Source organism: Caballeronia sp. LZ029 (assembly GCF_031451275.1).
Lineage (GTDB): Bacteria > Pseudomonadota > Gammaproteobacteria > Burkholderiales > Burkholderiaceae > Caballeronia > Caballeronia jiangsuensis.
In genome coordinates this window covers 1382501-1397471 of the sequence record NZ_JARUXO010000003.1, presented here as the reverse complement: position 1 = coordinate 1397471, position 14971 = coordinate 1382501, and the positions used below count along the sequence as shown (strand labels likewise).

The 14971-nt window shown below is 62.5% G+C and carries 12 protein-coding genes and 1 pseudogene; 1 reads left to right on the top strand and 12 read right to left on the bottom strand.

What is annotated here, in order from left to right; translation table 11 throughout:
- Positions 1-226: pseudogene (locus QCE73_RS25670) on the bottom strand (hypothetical protein); the annotation flags it as partial.
- Positions 227-413: 187 nt separating this feature from the next.
- Positions 414-1361, bottom strand: a complete 948-nt coding sequence (locus tag QCE73_RS25665) for a LysR substrate-binding domain-containing protein (RefSeq protein WP_309884117.1) — start codon at positions 1359-1361, stop codon at positions 414-416.
- 102 nt (positions 1362-1463) lie between these two features.
- On the opposite strand from QCE73_RS25665, the gene QCE73_RS25660 reads away from it, so the two are divergent.
- Positions 1464-2885 (top strand): aldehyde dehydrogenase family protein, encoded by a 1422-nt coding sequence (locus tag QCE73_RS25660; protein WP_309884116.1) that lies wholly within the window; start codon positions 1464-1466, stop codon positions 2883-2885.
- Positions 2886-2898: 13 nt separating this feature from the next.
- On the opposite strand, the gene QCE73_RS25655 is transcribed toward QCE73_RS25660, so the two are convergent.
- The 10 genes from QCE73_RS25655 to QCE73_RS25610 form a co-directional block, all read right to left on the bottom strand.
- Positions 2899-4134, bottom strand: coding sequence for a glycosyltransferase family 87 protein (locus QCE73_RS25655; protein WP_309884115.1), 1236 nt, complete (start codon positions 4132-4134; stop codon positions 2899-2901).
- A gap of 331 nt (positions 4135-4465) precedes the next feature.
- Positions 4466-5308 (bottom strand): MBL fold metallo-hydrolase, encoded by an 843-nt coding sequence (locus tag QCE73_RS25650; protein ID WP_309884114.1) that lies wholly within the window; start codon positions 5306-5308, stop codon positions 4466-4468.
- A complete protein-coding gene (locus QCE73_RS25645) occupies positions 5308-6636 on the bottom strand; it encodes an MFS transporter (RefSeq protein WP_309884113.1) in 1329 nt (442 codons plus the stop codon). The genes QCE73_RS25650 and QCE73_RS25645 overlap by 1 nt, the downstream gene beginning before the upstream one ends.
- A gap of 18 nt (positions 6637-6654) precedes the next feature.
- Entirely contained in the window at positions 6655-7671 is a 1017-nt protein-coding gene (locus QCE73_RS25640) for a succinylglutamate desuccinylase/aspartoacylase family protein (protein ID WP_309884111.1), read from the bottom strand.
- A gap of 103 nt (positions 7672-7774) precedes the next feature.
- Complete coding sequence (locus QCE73_RS25635; RefSeq protein WP_309884110.1) at positions 7775-8665, bottom strand: LysR family transcriptional regulator; 891 nt, start codon at positions 8663-8665, stop codon at positions 7775-7777.
- 3 nt (positions 8666-8668) lie between these two features.
- A complete protein-coding gene (yghU, locus tag QCE73_RS25630) occupies positions 8669-9544 on the bottom strand; it encodes a glutathione-dependent disulfide-bond oxidoreductase (RefSeq protein ID WP_309884109.1) in 876 nt (291 codons plus the stop codon).
- Between the two features lie 112 nt (positions 9545-9656).
- Entirely contained in the window at positions 9657-10037 is a 381-nt protein-coding gene (locus tag QCE73_RS25625; protein ID WP_309884108.1) for a TraR/DksA family transcriptional regulator, read from the bottom strand.
- 71 nt (positions 10038-10108) lie between these two features.
- Positions 10109-12892, bottom strand: coding sequence for an AAA family ATPase (locus QCE73_RS25620; RefSeq protein WP_309884107.1), 2784 nt, complete (start codon positions 12890-12892; stop codon positions 10109-10111).
- Between the two features lie 148 nt (positions 12893-13040).
- Positions 13041-13844: a family 1 encapsulin nanocompartment shell protein gene (locus QCE73_RS25615; RefSeq protein WP_187606788.1), complete on the bottom strand. Its 804-nt coding sequence runs from the start codon at positions 13842-13844 to the stop codon at positions 13041-13043.
- A complete protein-coding gene (locus tag QCE73_RS25610) occupies positions 13837-14880 on the bottom strand; it encodes a Dyp-type peroxidase (protein WP_309884106.1) in 1044 nt (347 codons plus the stop codon). Before QCE73_RS25610 ends, QCE73_RS25615 begins: the two co-directional genes overlap by 8 nt.
- Positions 14881-14971 lie beyond the last annotated feature (91 nt).

Below are 14971 nucleotides of genomic sequence, written 5' to 3'. Positions count from 1 at the left end.
CCGGGGTCGACCTGTTCAGGTTCGTCTGGCTGCTTTGGTAGACGATCGAATCGTCGACGATACCGTACAGCGTGACGCTGCTTTGCGCGAATGCCGGCGTTGCGACGGCAGCCGCATACAACAGCACGCCCGCAATCAATGGCTTCAGTTGACCTTTCACTCTTGAACACCCCTCATCGTTGTCGTTCGATTGATGACGCGATGGCATGACGCGCAACGCGCCCATTTGCCCGCGGGTTCGAACGTACGCCGTTCACGGAGCGCAAAAAGAAAGGGTTAACCTGTGGATGAGGCTCGACCGTCGAGTGCAAGGCAGCGTCGCGATGACGCGGAACCCTTGCGTAGCGAGCGCGTCCACGCAATGTTCGACGGAACCGAAGCCGGAATCGCGATAAACAAAACTGATGACGGCGTTAAGCCTTTGAATTGGCCTGCCTGCGCTTCCTGGTCGGCGCCACGCGCTTGCGATTCGCATCGGCGTAGTCGCGGATCATGTCGATCAACGCGCGCAAGCCGGCGGGCACGTGACGCCGGCCCGGATAGTAGAGGCATAGCCCGTCGAGCGGCGGCGTCCATTCTTCGAGCACGCGCACGAGCGTGCCTGCCGCGAGATCCGCGCTGACATTCCATTCGGTCAGATAGGCGAGACCGAGCCCGGCGCGCGCCGCCGCCAGCATCATGCCCGGTTCGTCCAGCGTCAGCGCGCCGTCGCCGTCGATGCGCACCGTCTGACCGTGCCGCTCGAATTCCCACTGATAGATCGACCCGCTCGGCATCCGGCTGCGTATGCAGCGATGCGCGGCGAGATCGGCGGGCGTGCGCGGCGGCTTGTGCTCCGAGAAGTACGCCGGACTGCCGACGACGGCAAAACGCTGACGCTCGCCGAAGGGCACCGCGATCATGTCCTGCGGTACGGTTTCCAGCAAACGGATGCCCGCGTCGAAGCCTTCGACGACGATATCGATCAGACGTCCTTCGGTGACGATATCGAGCTTCATGTCGGGATAGCGCTGCAAAAACGCGACGAAGACCGGCATCGCCTGATGCGCCGCGCCCACCGACGTGTTGATGCGCAACGTGCCCGACGGCGTATCGCGAAAGCTGCCGGCCTGTTCGAGCGCATCGCGGATGGTCGACAGTGCGGGCGCCACGTTCTGCACGAACTGCGCGCCGGCCTCGGACAGCGACACGCTTCGGGTCGTGCGATTGAAGAGCCGCACGCCGATGCGCGCTTCGAGCCCGGCGATCGAATGACTGAGCGCGGATGTCGATACGCTCAGTTCGCTCGCGGCGGCGCGGAAGCTGCGATGTCGCGAGACGGCCAGCACGGCTTCGAGTTCGGCGAGACCGGACGTTTTCATTATGCTAAATCGCTCAAGAGGTCATGCCGGATTGTACGTCTAGTCGAATCAATGCAAACGCCTTATCTTTGGGCTCACTACATCGAATCGGACCAATCGGACATGCACTTTATCGACCAGATCTACATCGACGGCGCGTTCGTTACGCCTCACGGCAGCGAGCTTTTCGACCTCTACGATCCGTCCACCGAACAGGTCATCGGTCGCGTGCGTCTCGCCGATGCCGAGGACGCGCGCCATGCGATCGCGGCCGCGAAGCGCGCATTCCCCGCGTTCTCGCGGACCGACAAGCGCGAGCGCATCGACATGCTGAAGCGCATGCATGCCGCCGTCGTCGCGAAAGAGGACGAGCTTTTCGAGGCGATCGTTGCGGAATACGGAGCGCCGGTGTCGCGCGGACGCTGGATGGCGCAGCACGCGGGCAACGTACTGCTCGAAGCGGCGACGGTGCTCGAAACGTTTTCGTTCGTGCGCGAAGCCGGGACGGCGAAGGTCGTCATGCAGCCGCTCGGCGTCGCGGGACTGATCACGCCGTGGAACAGCGATGCCGGTTTCATCTGCGGCAAGCTCGCGGCCGCGCTTGCGGCGGGCTGCACGGCCGTCATCAAGCCGAGCGAGATGAGCGCGATGCAGACGCGCGTCGTCACCGAGGCGCTGCATGAAGCGGGGCTTCCCGCAGGCGTGTTCAATATCGTCACGGGACGTGGCGAAACCGTCGGCGCGGAGATCAGCGCGCATCCCGATATCGCGAAGCTGTCGTTCACCGGATCGACGGCTGTCGGCAAGACGATCCTGCGCACCGCCGCCGATACGCTCAAGCGCGTGACGCTGGAACTCGGCGGCAAGTCGCCGATGATCGTGCTCGACGATGCGAATTTCGACGCAGCCGTGCCGCTCGCGCTCGACGCGGGCTTCATGAACAGCGGGCAGGCGTGCATTGCCGGCACGCGCATTCTGGTGCCGCGCGCGCGGCTCGCGGCGTTCGAGGACAGGATCGTGAATGCGGTGGGCAGGATTCGATCAGGCGATCCGCGCGATCCGCAAACCAGCATCGGACCGATGGTGAGCCGCAAGCAATGGGAGCGCGTGCAGCGCTATATCCGTATCGGCATCGACGAGGGCGCGCGGTTGATCGCGGGCGGCGAGGGACGTCCGGATAACGTCGATACAGGCTGGTTCGTGCGTCCGACCGTCTTCAGCGATGTGAAGAACGACATGACGATTGCGCGTGAGGAAATCTTCGGTCCGGTGCTGTCGATCATCGCTTACGGCGATACCGAGGATGCGATCGCGATTGCCAACGATACGCCGTACGGCCTGCAAGCCTACGTCGCTTCATCGGACGCCGCGCGCGCGAATGCGGTTGCGGAGCGTATCGACGCGGGGCGCGTGCTCGTCAATACGCTCGCGCACGAACCGGCTGCGCCGTTCGGCGGATTCAAGCAGTCGGGTATCGGGCGCGAATACGGCACCTTCGGTATCGAGGCGTTTCTCGAACCGAAGGCGTTGCTGGGCGTGCGCTAACCTCTCGTAAATCTCACGCGATCCGCGAGTCGAAACCGCCGGTGTCCGCGTTCCGATTGCGCCGAAGCGCCGTCGCGGGCGGGAAATAGCGCGCGACGCACAGCACATAGGTAATCAGCGCCGAGACGGTGTACATCGCGGATCGCTCCATGAAGAACAGAAGGAGCACCGCAATCGCGAGAAGGAACAACTCGACACGCGGCGCGAGCGCGGACAGTTGCAGATCGCGTTGTTCCAGCGCCGTGCCGAGCAGAATCACCAGAGGAATCAGCGCGACGACCATGTGAATCGGTTCGAGGATCGGCGCGGCGAGCAGCATCGTCATGCAGGCGAGCGCGTAGTCCATGCGCCTTTCGCGACTGCGGCGGATCACGAGATAGCATGCGAACAGACAGATGATTACGGCGAAGATCGTCTGCGTCGTGTGAAGCGTTGCCTCGGATGCCGGCATGCCGAGCTTCTCCGATATCGTCTGCAAGGCGCCGCGCACGGAGCTATTGCCCGGCAGGCCGCCCGCGCTCAGGATCTGCGCTTGCGCGCGTGCGATCTCGACGGTCAGGTACTCCCAGATCACGCGAAAGCCCAGCCTGCTTGCGGTGAAGAGCGTGAGCGCGATGGCGCAGACGCCTGTCGATATCACCGTGCGCCATTCACGTCGCAATAGCAGCAGGCCGACGACCGCGAGCGGCGTCACCTTGAACACCACTGCAAATGCGAGAAAGAGGCCCGCCAGCCAGCGATTGCCGCGTTCGATCAGGAAGAACGGCGTCGCGAGCAGAAAGAACAGAAGCTGGTTCGATTGCCCGAGATAAGCGTCATGCAGTACCGGAAAGCTCAACAACGTCACCGCGATGAGCAGCGCCGTCACGCGCCTGTCTTCACCGCGATAAGACATCCTCGCAAGCAGAATCGCGCCGACGATGCACAGCACGACCGACATCGCGACCCAGACGAGTTTCGCGGTGAACGACGGCAACAACGCGAATGGAGAAAAGATCACCGCGAACTGCGGCGGATAACAATAGATGAGGATATCGTCCAGGTTGGCGCCGAGATTCGACAGATAGGCAACCAGATGCTCGTTGTTATAGATGAGCGATGGATCGTGCGGTGAGTTCAGCACGGTGCTGAACGCGTAATAGTAGAAATTGAAATCGCTGAAGGCCCGCGCATGGTCGGACACATAGGTCAGCGAATAGTGATAGATGATGACCATGCGGATCGCGAGAAACCCCGCTGCGACCAGCATGAGAAAAGCCGCAATGATCCGGATGTTATCGGTGGATCTGGCGCCAGCCCGAGCGTTCAGCATGGACGTTCTCCCGTATGTCGGCTATCGCGTAGTAAGGACGCTGTAATCAGAGTCTTCGGGATCGATCTGCTATTCGTCTCATGAAAAGAAGTAACAGAGAGATAGCAGATCCTTACGGCCTACGAATCGTGACAGCATCGCCGGGGCGGCGTCAATCGTGTTTTTGCGCACTGCAACGGTTGGATCATTAATGAAAAAGGGATGACGTGCATTTATTTTTATGCACTCATGCCCGTTGCAGGAATTTATTAAGTCCTTATGAGACGCGTCAATCGTTCGCTGCAAGATAACGCCACGCGAAACCATCCGCCGTTTCTTGGATTCTCCCGGCTGATGTCTGAGGAAAGTGCGCGGTGAACACGACGGCTTCGGATTCGACCGCGCGTTTCAGCAGCCGGTCGCGCGAAGCACGCGCGTGCTGCTGTTGCTGGCAGAACACGGAGTTCCAATGCGGCATGGCGACCTGAATCGGGCTGTGCATCACATCGCCGGAAAAGATTGCGGTTTCGCCGTTCGATTGCATCTCGATCGCCATATGTCCCGCGCTATGTCCGAATGTCGGCACGAAGCGAACGCCTTCGATGAGCGTCGCGCCTTCATCCGGAATCGTGCGCGCGAGGCCCGCATCGATGAGCGGCAGCACGCTGTCCGCATAGACCATGCGGCGCGGTTCGCCGCCGGGTGTATCGAAGAATGCGCGCTCGCGTTCGCCGAACACATGCGTCGCGTTCGGGAACACCGGCGCCCAATGTCCGTTCTCCCAGTGCGTATTCCAGCCGACATGATCGACATGAAGATGCGTGAGCAACACATAATCGACCGCGTGCCGATCGAAACCGGCGGCTGCGAAGCGTTCGAGCACGGGATTGTCGAGCTGGTCGAAGAGCCCGCTGAAGGGGCGCGACTTGCCATTGCCGATGCCCGTATCGACGACGAACACGAGACCGTCACGCTCGATCACCCATAGATGCGTGCGCAGTTCGATTGCGTCCGTGCCCAATTCATCGTCCCAATCGGGATAGAGCTTCTGCGGCGCGAGCGCGAATGCCGTTTCGTCGATGCGCGTTATCGTCATGTCGCCGATACGGCAACTGAATGCGTGATGGTTCATCAGCAAGCCTCCTTTCGCGCGGCCGATATGCGGGCCGTCGCCAGCGCATAAAGCAATGCACTCGCGAGCGCCGCGCTTCCGCCGACGATCGCCAGCGCATGCGGGCCGCCGAGACGTTCGTTCAGATAGCCTACCGCGAGCGGTCCGAGACCGCCGCTGATCGCGTTGGTCATGAAGACGAGCAAGGCGATGGAGCGGCCGCGCATGCGGTTCGGCACGGCGATCTGCAACGGCACGGGCGCAAGCGCCATCGCGATGCTCGCGGCCAGTGCGCAAGCGCCATACAGGATGATCGCGAGCGTGCTGTGAGCGACGAGCGGCATCGCGATTGCGGCGGGCACGAGCGCGGCCACCGCGCCGGTCGATATCGTCAGCACTTTGCGCAGCGTGCGTTCATCGGTGACGCGCCCCGCAAGCAGTCCCGCCGCCGCGACGCCCATCATTCCGCCGATCATGTAGGCAGGCGCGGCCATCTTGCCGACCTCCGATGGCGCGAGATGAAAATGCCGCATCAGAAGCGTCGGAAACCACGCGGCATGCGAATAGAACAACGTGATGAGCGCGACATACGCGGCGAAGTAGGGCGCGCAGAAGCGATTGCGCACGAACAGTTCGACGAGCACTTCGCGCAGCGAGGGCAGTGCATCGTCGCCGGCGTGCATGCGTTCATCGGCTTCATGTCTTGCGGGCTCGCGCACCGTGAATGCGACAAGCGCCGCCAGCACGAGACCCGGCAGACCGACGAGCACGAACACCGCCTGCCACGGCGTAAAGCCGTGCGCCGCGAGCTGCGCGCTCGTATCGCCGCCGGTCGCAGAGAGCAGCATGCCGCCGCCGAATAGCGCGAGCCCGCCGCCGATATACGGCCCGAGCATGAAGACGCTGCTCGCACGCGTGACCTTGCGCGGCGGAAAGATGTCGCTGAAGATGGAGAGCGCCGCGGGACTTAGCGCCGCTTCCGCGATCGCGGTGCCGGCGCGTGCTGCGAGCAGTTCCGCGAAGCTGGTCGCGAAGCCGCAGAGCGCCGTCGATATCGCCCAGATCGCGACGCATGCCGCGATCAGGCGCACGCGGTTTGCGCGATCCACGAGACGCGCGACGAACACGCCCGCTGTCGCATAGCACATCGTGAACGAAAAGCCTTGCAGCAAGCCGATTTGCGTATCCGTGATGCCGAGCGTCAGCTTGATCGGCTGCACGAGAATGCTGACGATCTGGCGGTCGAGATACGAGAACGCGAAGCAGACGAAGAACAACAGCACGATATACGTCGGATGCCGCACGTCGATGGACGTGCCCGCGCGCGCGGGCAGGGGATGAGCGCTCATGCATGTGCTCCTTGAGTGTCAGTCGAGAGAGGTTTCGGCGGCGATGAGCGCGATGCAGTCGCCCGCTTCGACGCGCGCGAAAGTGCGCGCGCACATCACGCGGCCCGCGCCGCGAAACGCGATCTCGCGCGGCGCGCGCCAGGGCTCGTGCGGATCGAAGAGACGGCCCGCGAGCTGGCCTGCGCGCACATCGTCATCGAGCGAAAAGGCGGCCTCGAACACGCCCGCATGAGGCGCGTAGACATAGTGCTGCGCGCCCTCGACACGGAAATAGCGCGTCGCCGGTGCGGGCGTGATGCGCTCGTCGCGCAAGACGCCCAGACGCTGAAGCACGCGTTGCAAGCCATGTTCGACGATCGCGAGATTGGCCACATCGCAGCCCGCGTGACCGCCGAACTCGCCGCATAGAAAGAGCTTGCCGTGGCGCTCGGCGGCCGCCGCGAACGTGCGGTCCTCGCCGAGCAGGTCCATCACCATCGTGTTCGGCGCACCGAACGCGCGCACGAGATCGAGATAACGCGCGCGGCGTGCTTCATTGTTCTTCGATGGCGGCGAAGCGAGCAGCGTCGGCGCATGATCGAACGATGCGCCGCCCGCGTGCAGATCGATGACGACATCCGCGCGAGGCAGCAATTCGGTTTCGATGTAATGCGCGATCATCTCCGTCGGCTTGCCGTGACGCGCGCCCGGAAAGAGGCGATTGAGATTGCCGCCGTCGATGGGCGATGTGCGCGAGCCGTTGAGAAACGCGGGCATATTGAGCGCGGGAATCACGATCAGCCGGCCGCGAATCGCGAGTTCCGGCATGCGCTGCATCAGCTTCATCAACGCGACGGGGCCTTCGTATTCGTCGCCATGATTGCCGCCCGTGAGCAGCACGGTGGGACCGTCGCCCGCATTCAGGACGGCGAGCGGAATCGGAATATGACCGTAGGCGGAGCGGTCGTGCGACCACGGCAAACGCAGCGTGCCGGTTTGAAAACCGATGCGTTCGTAGTCGATATCGGTAGCGATGAGCGAGGGGAGCGTTGACATGAGCGGAGTTCGAATCGAGTGAGTTCGACTCCACTATTGCCGACGATAAAGCGCGTGGCCAATGCCGTTTCATGCAGCAGGTGATGCCTCGCAGGCATCGCGGCTATTCGGGCCGATGCGCTATCAGCAGATCGATGAAACGCTGCAAGGCCGCGTTGCCGTGTTGCGCGAGAAAGCAGAATTCCAGCGGCAGACGCACGGACAGATCCGCTACGTCGACGAATCGCACGCGGGCGGGCGGACGATCGCGATTGGCCGCATTGACGAGCGCCGCGCCGACGCCTGCCGCGACGAGCGAGAGAATCGCGGTTTCGGTGGAGGCTTCCTGACGGATATCGAGCGTGAGACCGCGCTCGGCGCAAGCGGAGACGAGGCGGTCGTAATACGCTGCATATACATGACGTGGAAACGCGATGAAGGGCAGCCCGATCAAATCGACCGCCTTGACCGGCCCGTTCTTGCCGAGCGGACATGCATCGGGCACCGCGAGCACGACGCTCTGTTCCAGCAGCGGCACGCTCGCGAAGCCTTCAGGCAACGCGCCGAAGCGATAACAAAAGCCGCCGTCGAGACGCTCGGCCGCGATGGCGTCGAGTTGCTCGGGCGTGTTCATCGGCTGCAATTCGAGGGCGACGTCGCTTGCGGATTGCTGAAACGCGCTCAGCGCCGACGAGACCAGCCCGCTCCACGATGCATTCTCGACGAAGCCGACGCGCAAATGCCCCTGCACGCCGGACGCGATGCGATGCGCGAGCCGGTTCGCCGCATCGACGCGCGCGAGGATATCGCGCGCTTCACTCAGATACGCGATGCCCGCGGGCGTCAGCTTCAGTCCACGCGGCGTGCGTTCGAAGAGCGTTGCGCCGATGGCCTCTTCGAGATCCTGAATCTGCCGCGAGATGGCGGGCTGCGTGACATGCAGATGCTCGGACGCGGCGCGCACGCTGCGCAGTTCCGCGACCGCGATGAAGTAGCGCAGATGGCGCAGTTCCATGCGTCACTTTTCCGTGGCGACTTTGTCCTGTGTGCGCGTGGTGAAGTCGGACGCGTCATGGCGCTCGTGCAACTGGGTCGAAGGCTCGCCGAAGGTACGGTTGACCATGCGCCCGCGCTGCACGGCGGGACGCGCGCCGATCGTGTCGGCCCAGCGTCGCACATGCCTGTATTCGTGGACGGAAAGGAACTCGGCCGCATCGTATAGCCAGCCGTTCACGAGGCCGCCGTACCACGGAAAGATGGCTATATCGGCGATGGTGTACGCGTCGCCGGCGATATACGCGCTGTCAGCGAGACGCTTGTCGAGCACATCGAGTTGACGCTTCACTTCCATTGCGAATCGGTCGATCGGATACTCCATCTTGCTCGGCGCATAAGCATAGAAATGCCCGAAGCCGCCGCCGAGATACGGCGCGCTGCCCATTTGCCAGAAGAGCCACGAAAGGCATTCCGCGCGCTGTGCGGGGTCCGTCGGCACCAATGCACCGAACTTTTCCGCGAGATAGAGCAGGATCGCGCCGGATTCGAATACGCGCACGGGCGTCGCGCCGCTGCGGTCCACCAGCGCCGGAATCTTCGAATTCGGATTGATGTCCACGAAGCCACTGCCGAACTGATCGCCATCGCCGATGCGAATGAGCCACGCATCGTACTCCGCGCCGCGATGACCGAGCGCGAGCAGTTCTTCGAGCATCACGGTGACCTTCACGCCATTGGGTGTTGCCAGCGAATAGAGCTGCAGCGGATGACGGCCGACCGGCAACGCCTTCTCATGCGTCGGTCCGGAGATCGGCCGGTTGATACTGGCAAAACGTCCGCCGCTTTCCTTGGTCCAGGTCCACACGGCCGGCGGCACATACTCGGGCAATGCGCTCATGCTTCACGCTCCTCGTCGCAATTCGATTGGATTCGCCCGAGGTTAGCAGTTCGACGGCAAACGTGCTCGACCGCGCCTGGTACTTGCAGCGGCATCGCGGCGTGATGCTGCGTCATCGGCCTGCTTCGCGCTTCTCCTGTTCTTCGACCGTGAGTATGGCTTCGGGTATCGCGTCGAGACGCGCTTTTGGAATGGGCACGCCGCTTTCGTCGGAGAGACCGTAGGTGCCGTCCGCGATCTTCGCCAATGCACGCTCGATATTGCCGATGCGCCCGTCGTTCACGTTGCGCAATGCCTGATTCGCGATGTCCTGCTCCATGCGCTGGGCATCGTCCTCATACTCTTCGGCTTCGGAACCGCGCTCCTCCTGCAATCGACGCTCGGCCGCAATGCCGCCTTCCTCGTTGCCGAGCAATTCGCGTTTCAGCGCCAGCAGACGCTCGCGTTGTTTCGCGATGAAGTCGTCGCTCAAGCCGCTTTGTTGACTGGCCATGTCCATGCTCCTTGAAAAGATGACTGGAAGCGAAAGCGGCTGACAGCGCCGCCTTCGCTTCATGCAGGCGATCAGCTTTCGCTCTTCGCGGATTCCTTCTTGCCTTCGGACTTCGTCGCGCTTTTCTTCGCGGCGGGCCTGGCTTTCTTTTCCTTTTCCTTCGATTGCGCCGGGGCTTCGACCTTGGTGAACGCGACCTTGTCGGTTTCATTGTCGAAGCTCACATCGACCGTATCGCCTGACTTCAGCTTGTCGCCGAGAATCTCTTTCGCGAGATGCGTTTCCAGTTCCTGACGAATCTGGCGTTTCAATTCGCGCGCGCCGAACTCGGGCCGATAACCCACATCGGCGAGATGATCGATGACCGGTTCCTGAACCTTGAGCGTAATGTCCTGCGCCGCGGCAGTGCGCTTGACGCGATCGATTTGTATCTGCACGATCGAGCGGATGTTCTCGCGCGAAAGCCCATGAAACACGATGATTTCATCGATACGGTTCAGGAACTCCGGACGGAAGTGGCCTTTGAGCACGTCCATCAGCTTCGCGCGCATGGCCTTCTCCGAATCGCGTTCCTTGTCGCTCTTTTCGAGGTTATCCATGATGACGGACGCGCCCAGATTGCTCGTCGCGATGATGATCGTGTTGCTGAAATCGACCACGCGACCTTTGCCATCGGTGAGGCGGCCATCGTCGAAAACCTGTAGCAGCACGTTGTTCACGTCGGGATGCGCCTTTTCGATTTCATCGAGCAGGATCACGCTGTACGGACGGCGGCGCACGCGTTCGGTCAACTGACCGCCCTCGTCATAACCGACATATCCCGGCGGCGCGCCGATGAGTCTCGCCACCGCATGCCGCTCCATATACTCCGACATGTCGATGCGAATCACCGCCTGTTCGTCGCCGAACACGGTTTCCGCGAGCGCCTTCGCGAGTTCGGTCTTGCCGACGCCGGTCGGGCCGAGAAAGAGGAACGTCGCGATCGGCCGGTTCATCTGACCCATGCCCGCGCGCGAGAGACGCACTGCATCGCTGACGGCGACCACGGCTTCGTCCTGCCCGACGACGCGCTCGCGCAGCTTGTTCTCCATGTCGAGCAGCTTCTGCCGCTCTTCCTGCGTGAGCTCGGTGACGGGAATGCCCGTGAGACGCGACACGACTTCCGCGACCGATGCGACCGTCACTTCGAGCGTCTCCGATCCGGTCTTGCGCTGCCACGCTTCGGTCAGTTCATCGAGCTTCGCCTGCTTCTCGTTGATGCGTTCCTCGAAGCCCTTCGCCTGATCGAAGCGCTTGCGCGAGGACGCGTAATCCTGCTCGCGCTTCAATTGCGCGATCTCCGCTTCGAGTTCCTGAATCTCGGGCGGACGCGACTTCGAACGGATGCGTACCCGCGCCGCCGCCTGATCGATAAGATCGATAGCCTTGTCCGGCAGATAACGCGACGTGATGTATCGATCCGATAACTCCGCCGCCGCGACGAACGCATCGTCGGCGAAGGTCACCTGATGATGTGCTTCGAGCTTGTCGCGCAAGCCGCGCAGAATGACGATGGTCTGCTCGACCGTCGGCTCGGGCACGAGCACCGGCTGAAAGCGCCGTTCCAGCGCCGCGTCCTTCTCGATGTACTTTTGATACTCGTTGAGCGTGGTCGCACCGATCAGGCTCAGCTCGCCGCGTGCGAGCGCGGGCTTCAGCACGTTTGCGATATCCAGTCCGCCTTCGCCGCCGCCCTGACCCGCGCCGACGATCGTATGCAGCTCGTCGATGAACACGATCAACTCGTGCTGCTTCGCGGAAATCTCGTCGATGAGCTGCTTGGCGCGCTCTTCGAATTCACCGCGATACTTCGCGCCCGCGACCATCGAATTGATGTTGATCTCGACGAGCCGCTTGTTGCGCAGGTCCTCGGGCACGTCGTCATTGACGATGCGCTGCGCGAGTCCTTCGACGATCGCGGTCTTGCCGACGCCCGGCTCGCCGATCAGGACAGGGTTGTTCTTCTTGCGCCGCGCGAGCACTTCGATCGTGCTCTCGATTTCCTGCGCGCGCCCGAGCACGGGATCGAGCTTCCCTTGCCGCGCCATCGCGGTGAGATCGCGGCCGAACTTGTCGAGTGTCGGCGTGCCGGTGGGTGTATCGACACGCCCGTCTTCCGCGCCCTTGCCGACGACTTTCACCACCTTCTGGCGCAGGGCCTCGGACGTGACGCCGTATTTCTTCAGAAGCGTGCCCGCGATGCTGTCGGGCACGGAAGCGAGACCGATCAGCACATGCTCGGGACCGACATAAGAATGACCGAGTTCGCGCGACGCCTGAAATGCGTACTGAAACGCCTTCTTGAGACGCGGCGAAATCGTCATCTTCTCGACCGGCGCATCGGGTTCCGCCTTGCCTTTCTGCGCGTGCTCATCGATATAGCGCTTGATGTCGTCGGGCGAAAGCTTCAGCTCCTTGAACAGCGCCTGAACGACGTCGGTGTCGGCGAGCACATACAGCACCTGTTCGGTGTCGAGCTCGGTCTTCTGCAGTTCGTGTGCCTTTTCAGCGGCACGCTGCAGCAGTTCCATCGTCTGCTCGCTGAAGGCATCAGTGACATCGACGGAATCGCGCGGCACCGAAGCCACCATGTCTTCATCGTCGTTCTCATCGCCGGCATCGGGCATGCCGCCCATCAGGCGCGACAGCCCGCCGCCGCCCAACAGCGAATCGAACGGGTTCAGCATGCTTTGATGCCGCATCAACTGGCGGTAGTCGTACTCGCAGATCGACATCGACTTGCGCTGGCCGTTCTGCACGACGGTCACTTGTGCAACCGCGGGCCGGGCATGACAAATTTCGCAAAGGGCAGCCATGATCGTTATCTCCATGTTCAGGGCGGTCGATGCCCGGCCCGAACGATCACGCGCCCTACGATGCAATCGTCAACTCAGGCCGCACCACCGCCAGAAAAGCAGTGCATTCCCCTCATAGATTTTCTTATCGGCAATTCTTCTGATGCGGCTACTCGCCAGCCGCGATGGAAACGGAAGCCTCGCTCGTCAACATCAGGAACGTGAGCGTTTCGCGCAGATAGAGCTGTACGGCTGTGTCGGTATGGCTCGTATAGCCGATCGACAAATCCTGTCCGATATGCAGTTCGTAGTCGCCGCCGCGCGTGGACAGCACGCAGCCGCCCTGAAGCGCGGGCGCCCATACGAGATCGCCGCTCACGATGCGCTTGATATGCTGGATGACCGGATAACCCTGATCGCTCGCTTCGGCGAGCGCGGTATAGGCATCCGCGCCGAGCAGCACGGAGTAGGGACCATCGACGCCGGCGAGACGCAGCTTTTCGAGCGCCTGGCTGATCGCGGCGGGATAGTCGGCGACGTCGGCGGGCAGAAACGTGGGCGCGTTCGAACTGCCTTCGCGAATGCCGGTGATGCCGGCGGCCGCGAAGCCGTCGAAGATCGCGCTGTCCTCGGCGAGCGCGAGCTCGTTCGCGGCGGTTTTGGCGGGCTGCCAGTCGCCGTCGTTCGAGCCGCGCTCCACGCTGTCGATGGCTTCACGTTGCAGCGTGAACGGCACGGTGAGCTGCACGAGCTGCTTCACGTCGTACAGGTTCGCCAGGACGCCTTGCTTCGGCGCTGCGATCTTCGTCTGATGTCCCGTGCCGATACCCGACAGCGCGACGCCGCCGGGACTCTTCACGTCGACGACACGGCGGCCCGCGAGCGCGCGCTTGAAGGTGCGGGCGACTTCCGCTTCGATCTGCGACCATGCGGCGCCGGAGATCGGCGCAAGCTCTCGATGCAGGTTATTCATCTTGTGACGTTCCTTTGAGTGAGCCGATGTTCAATGTGCCTTCGCTTTCGTTTTCTTGCTGGCTATCGCCGATGGAGGCCGGCGCCGCGTTCGGGTTCCGGTCGGGCAGCTCGTCGAGCAGATCGTTGGACGGCACGAAGAAGAGGCCGCCCGTTACCGCGCGGCTGTAGTCGAGCAGCCGGTCGTAGTTGCCCGGCGGCCTGCCGACGAACATGTTCTCCATCATCTGCTCGATCGGCGCGGGCGTGCGCGCATAGCCGATGAAATACGTGCCGAACTCCTTCGCGCCCGGGCGGCCGAAAGCCATGTTGTGCCGGAGAATCTTCACTTCCTTGCCGTTATCGTCGATCGTCGTGAGCGAGCTGTGCGAACAGGAAGGCTTGATCGATTCGTCGAGCTCGACATCGGATAACTTTTCGCGCCCGATGATCTTCTCCTGCTGTTCGACGGTGAGGCCGTTCCACGCATCCAGGTTATGCAGATACTTCTGCACGATCACATAGCTGCCGCCCGCGAAATCCGGATCTTCTTCATCGATGATCGTGTAGCGCGCGGCGCTCTTGCCGCTCGGATTTTCAGTGCCGTCGACGAAGCCGACCATGTCGCGCAGATCGAAGTAGCGAAAGCCATGCACTTCATCGACGACCGTGACTGCATCGCCTAGCTTGTTGAGCATCTGCGATGCGAGCTCGAAGCACAGGTCCATGTGATCGGCGCGGATATGCAGGAGCATGTCGCCGGGCGTCGCGATCGCGCGGCGATCGCCCTGGCCGAACTCGCGAAACGGATGCAGCGAAGCGGGGCGCGGCGCGCCGAAGAGCCGGTCCCACGCATCGGCGCCGAAGCCGCAAACGCACGACAGGTTCGCTGTGGGCGCACGGGTGCCGACCGCGCGGACCAGCGCCGCGATATCGCCGCACCATGAGCGCACGACATCGGCTTTGTCTTCGCCGTGCGCCACAGTTGCGACGATGAAGATCGCGCTTCGGGAAATCGGATTACAGACTGCTTGTGGTTCGGGTGTGTTGTTGGGCATCTGAAGAGTTCGATTGCATGAAGCGGTTGATCGAATCGATCGACACATCACGGCGAATGCCCGCGCGATTCAAAAGCGGCGCGCGAATGAT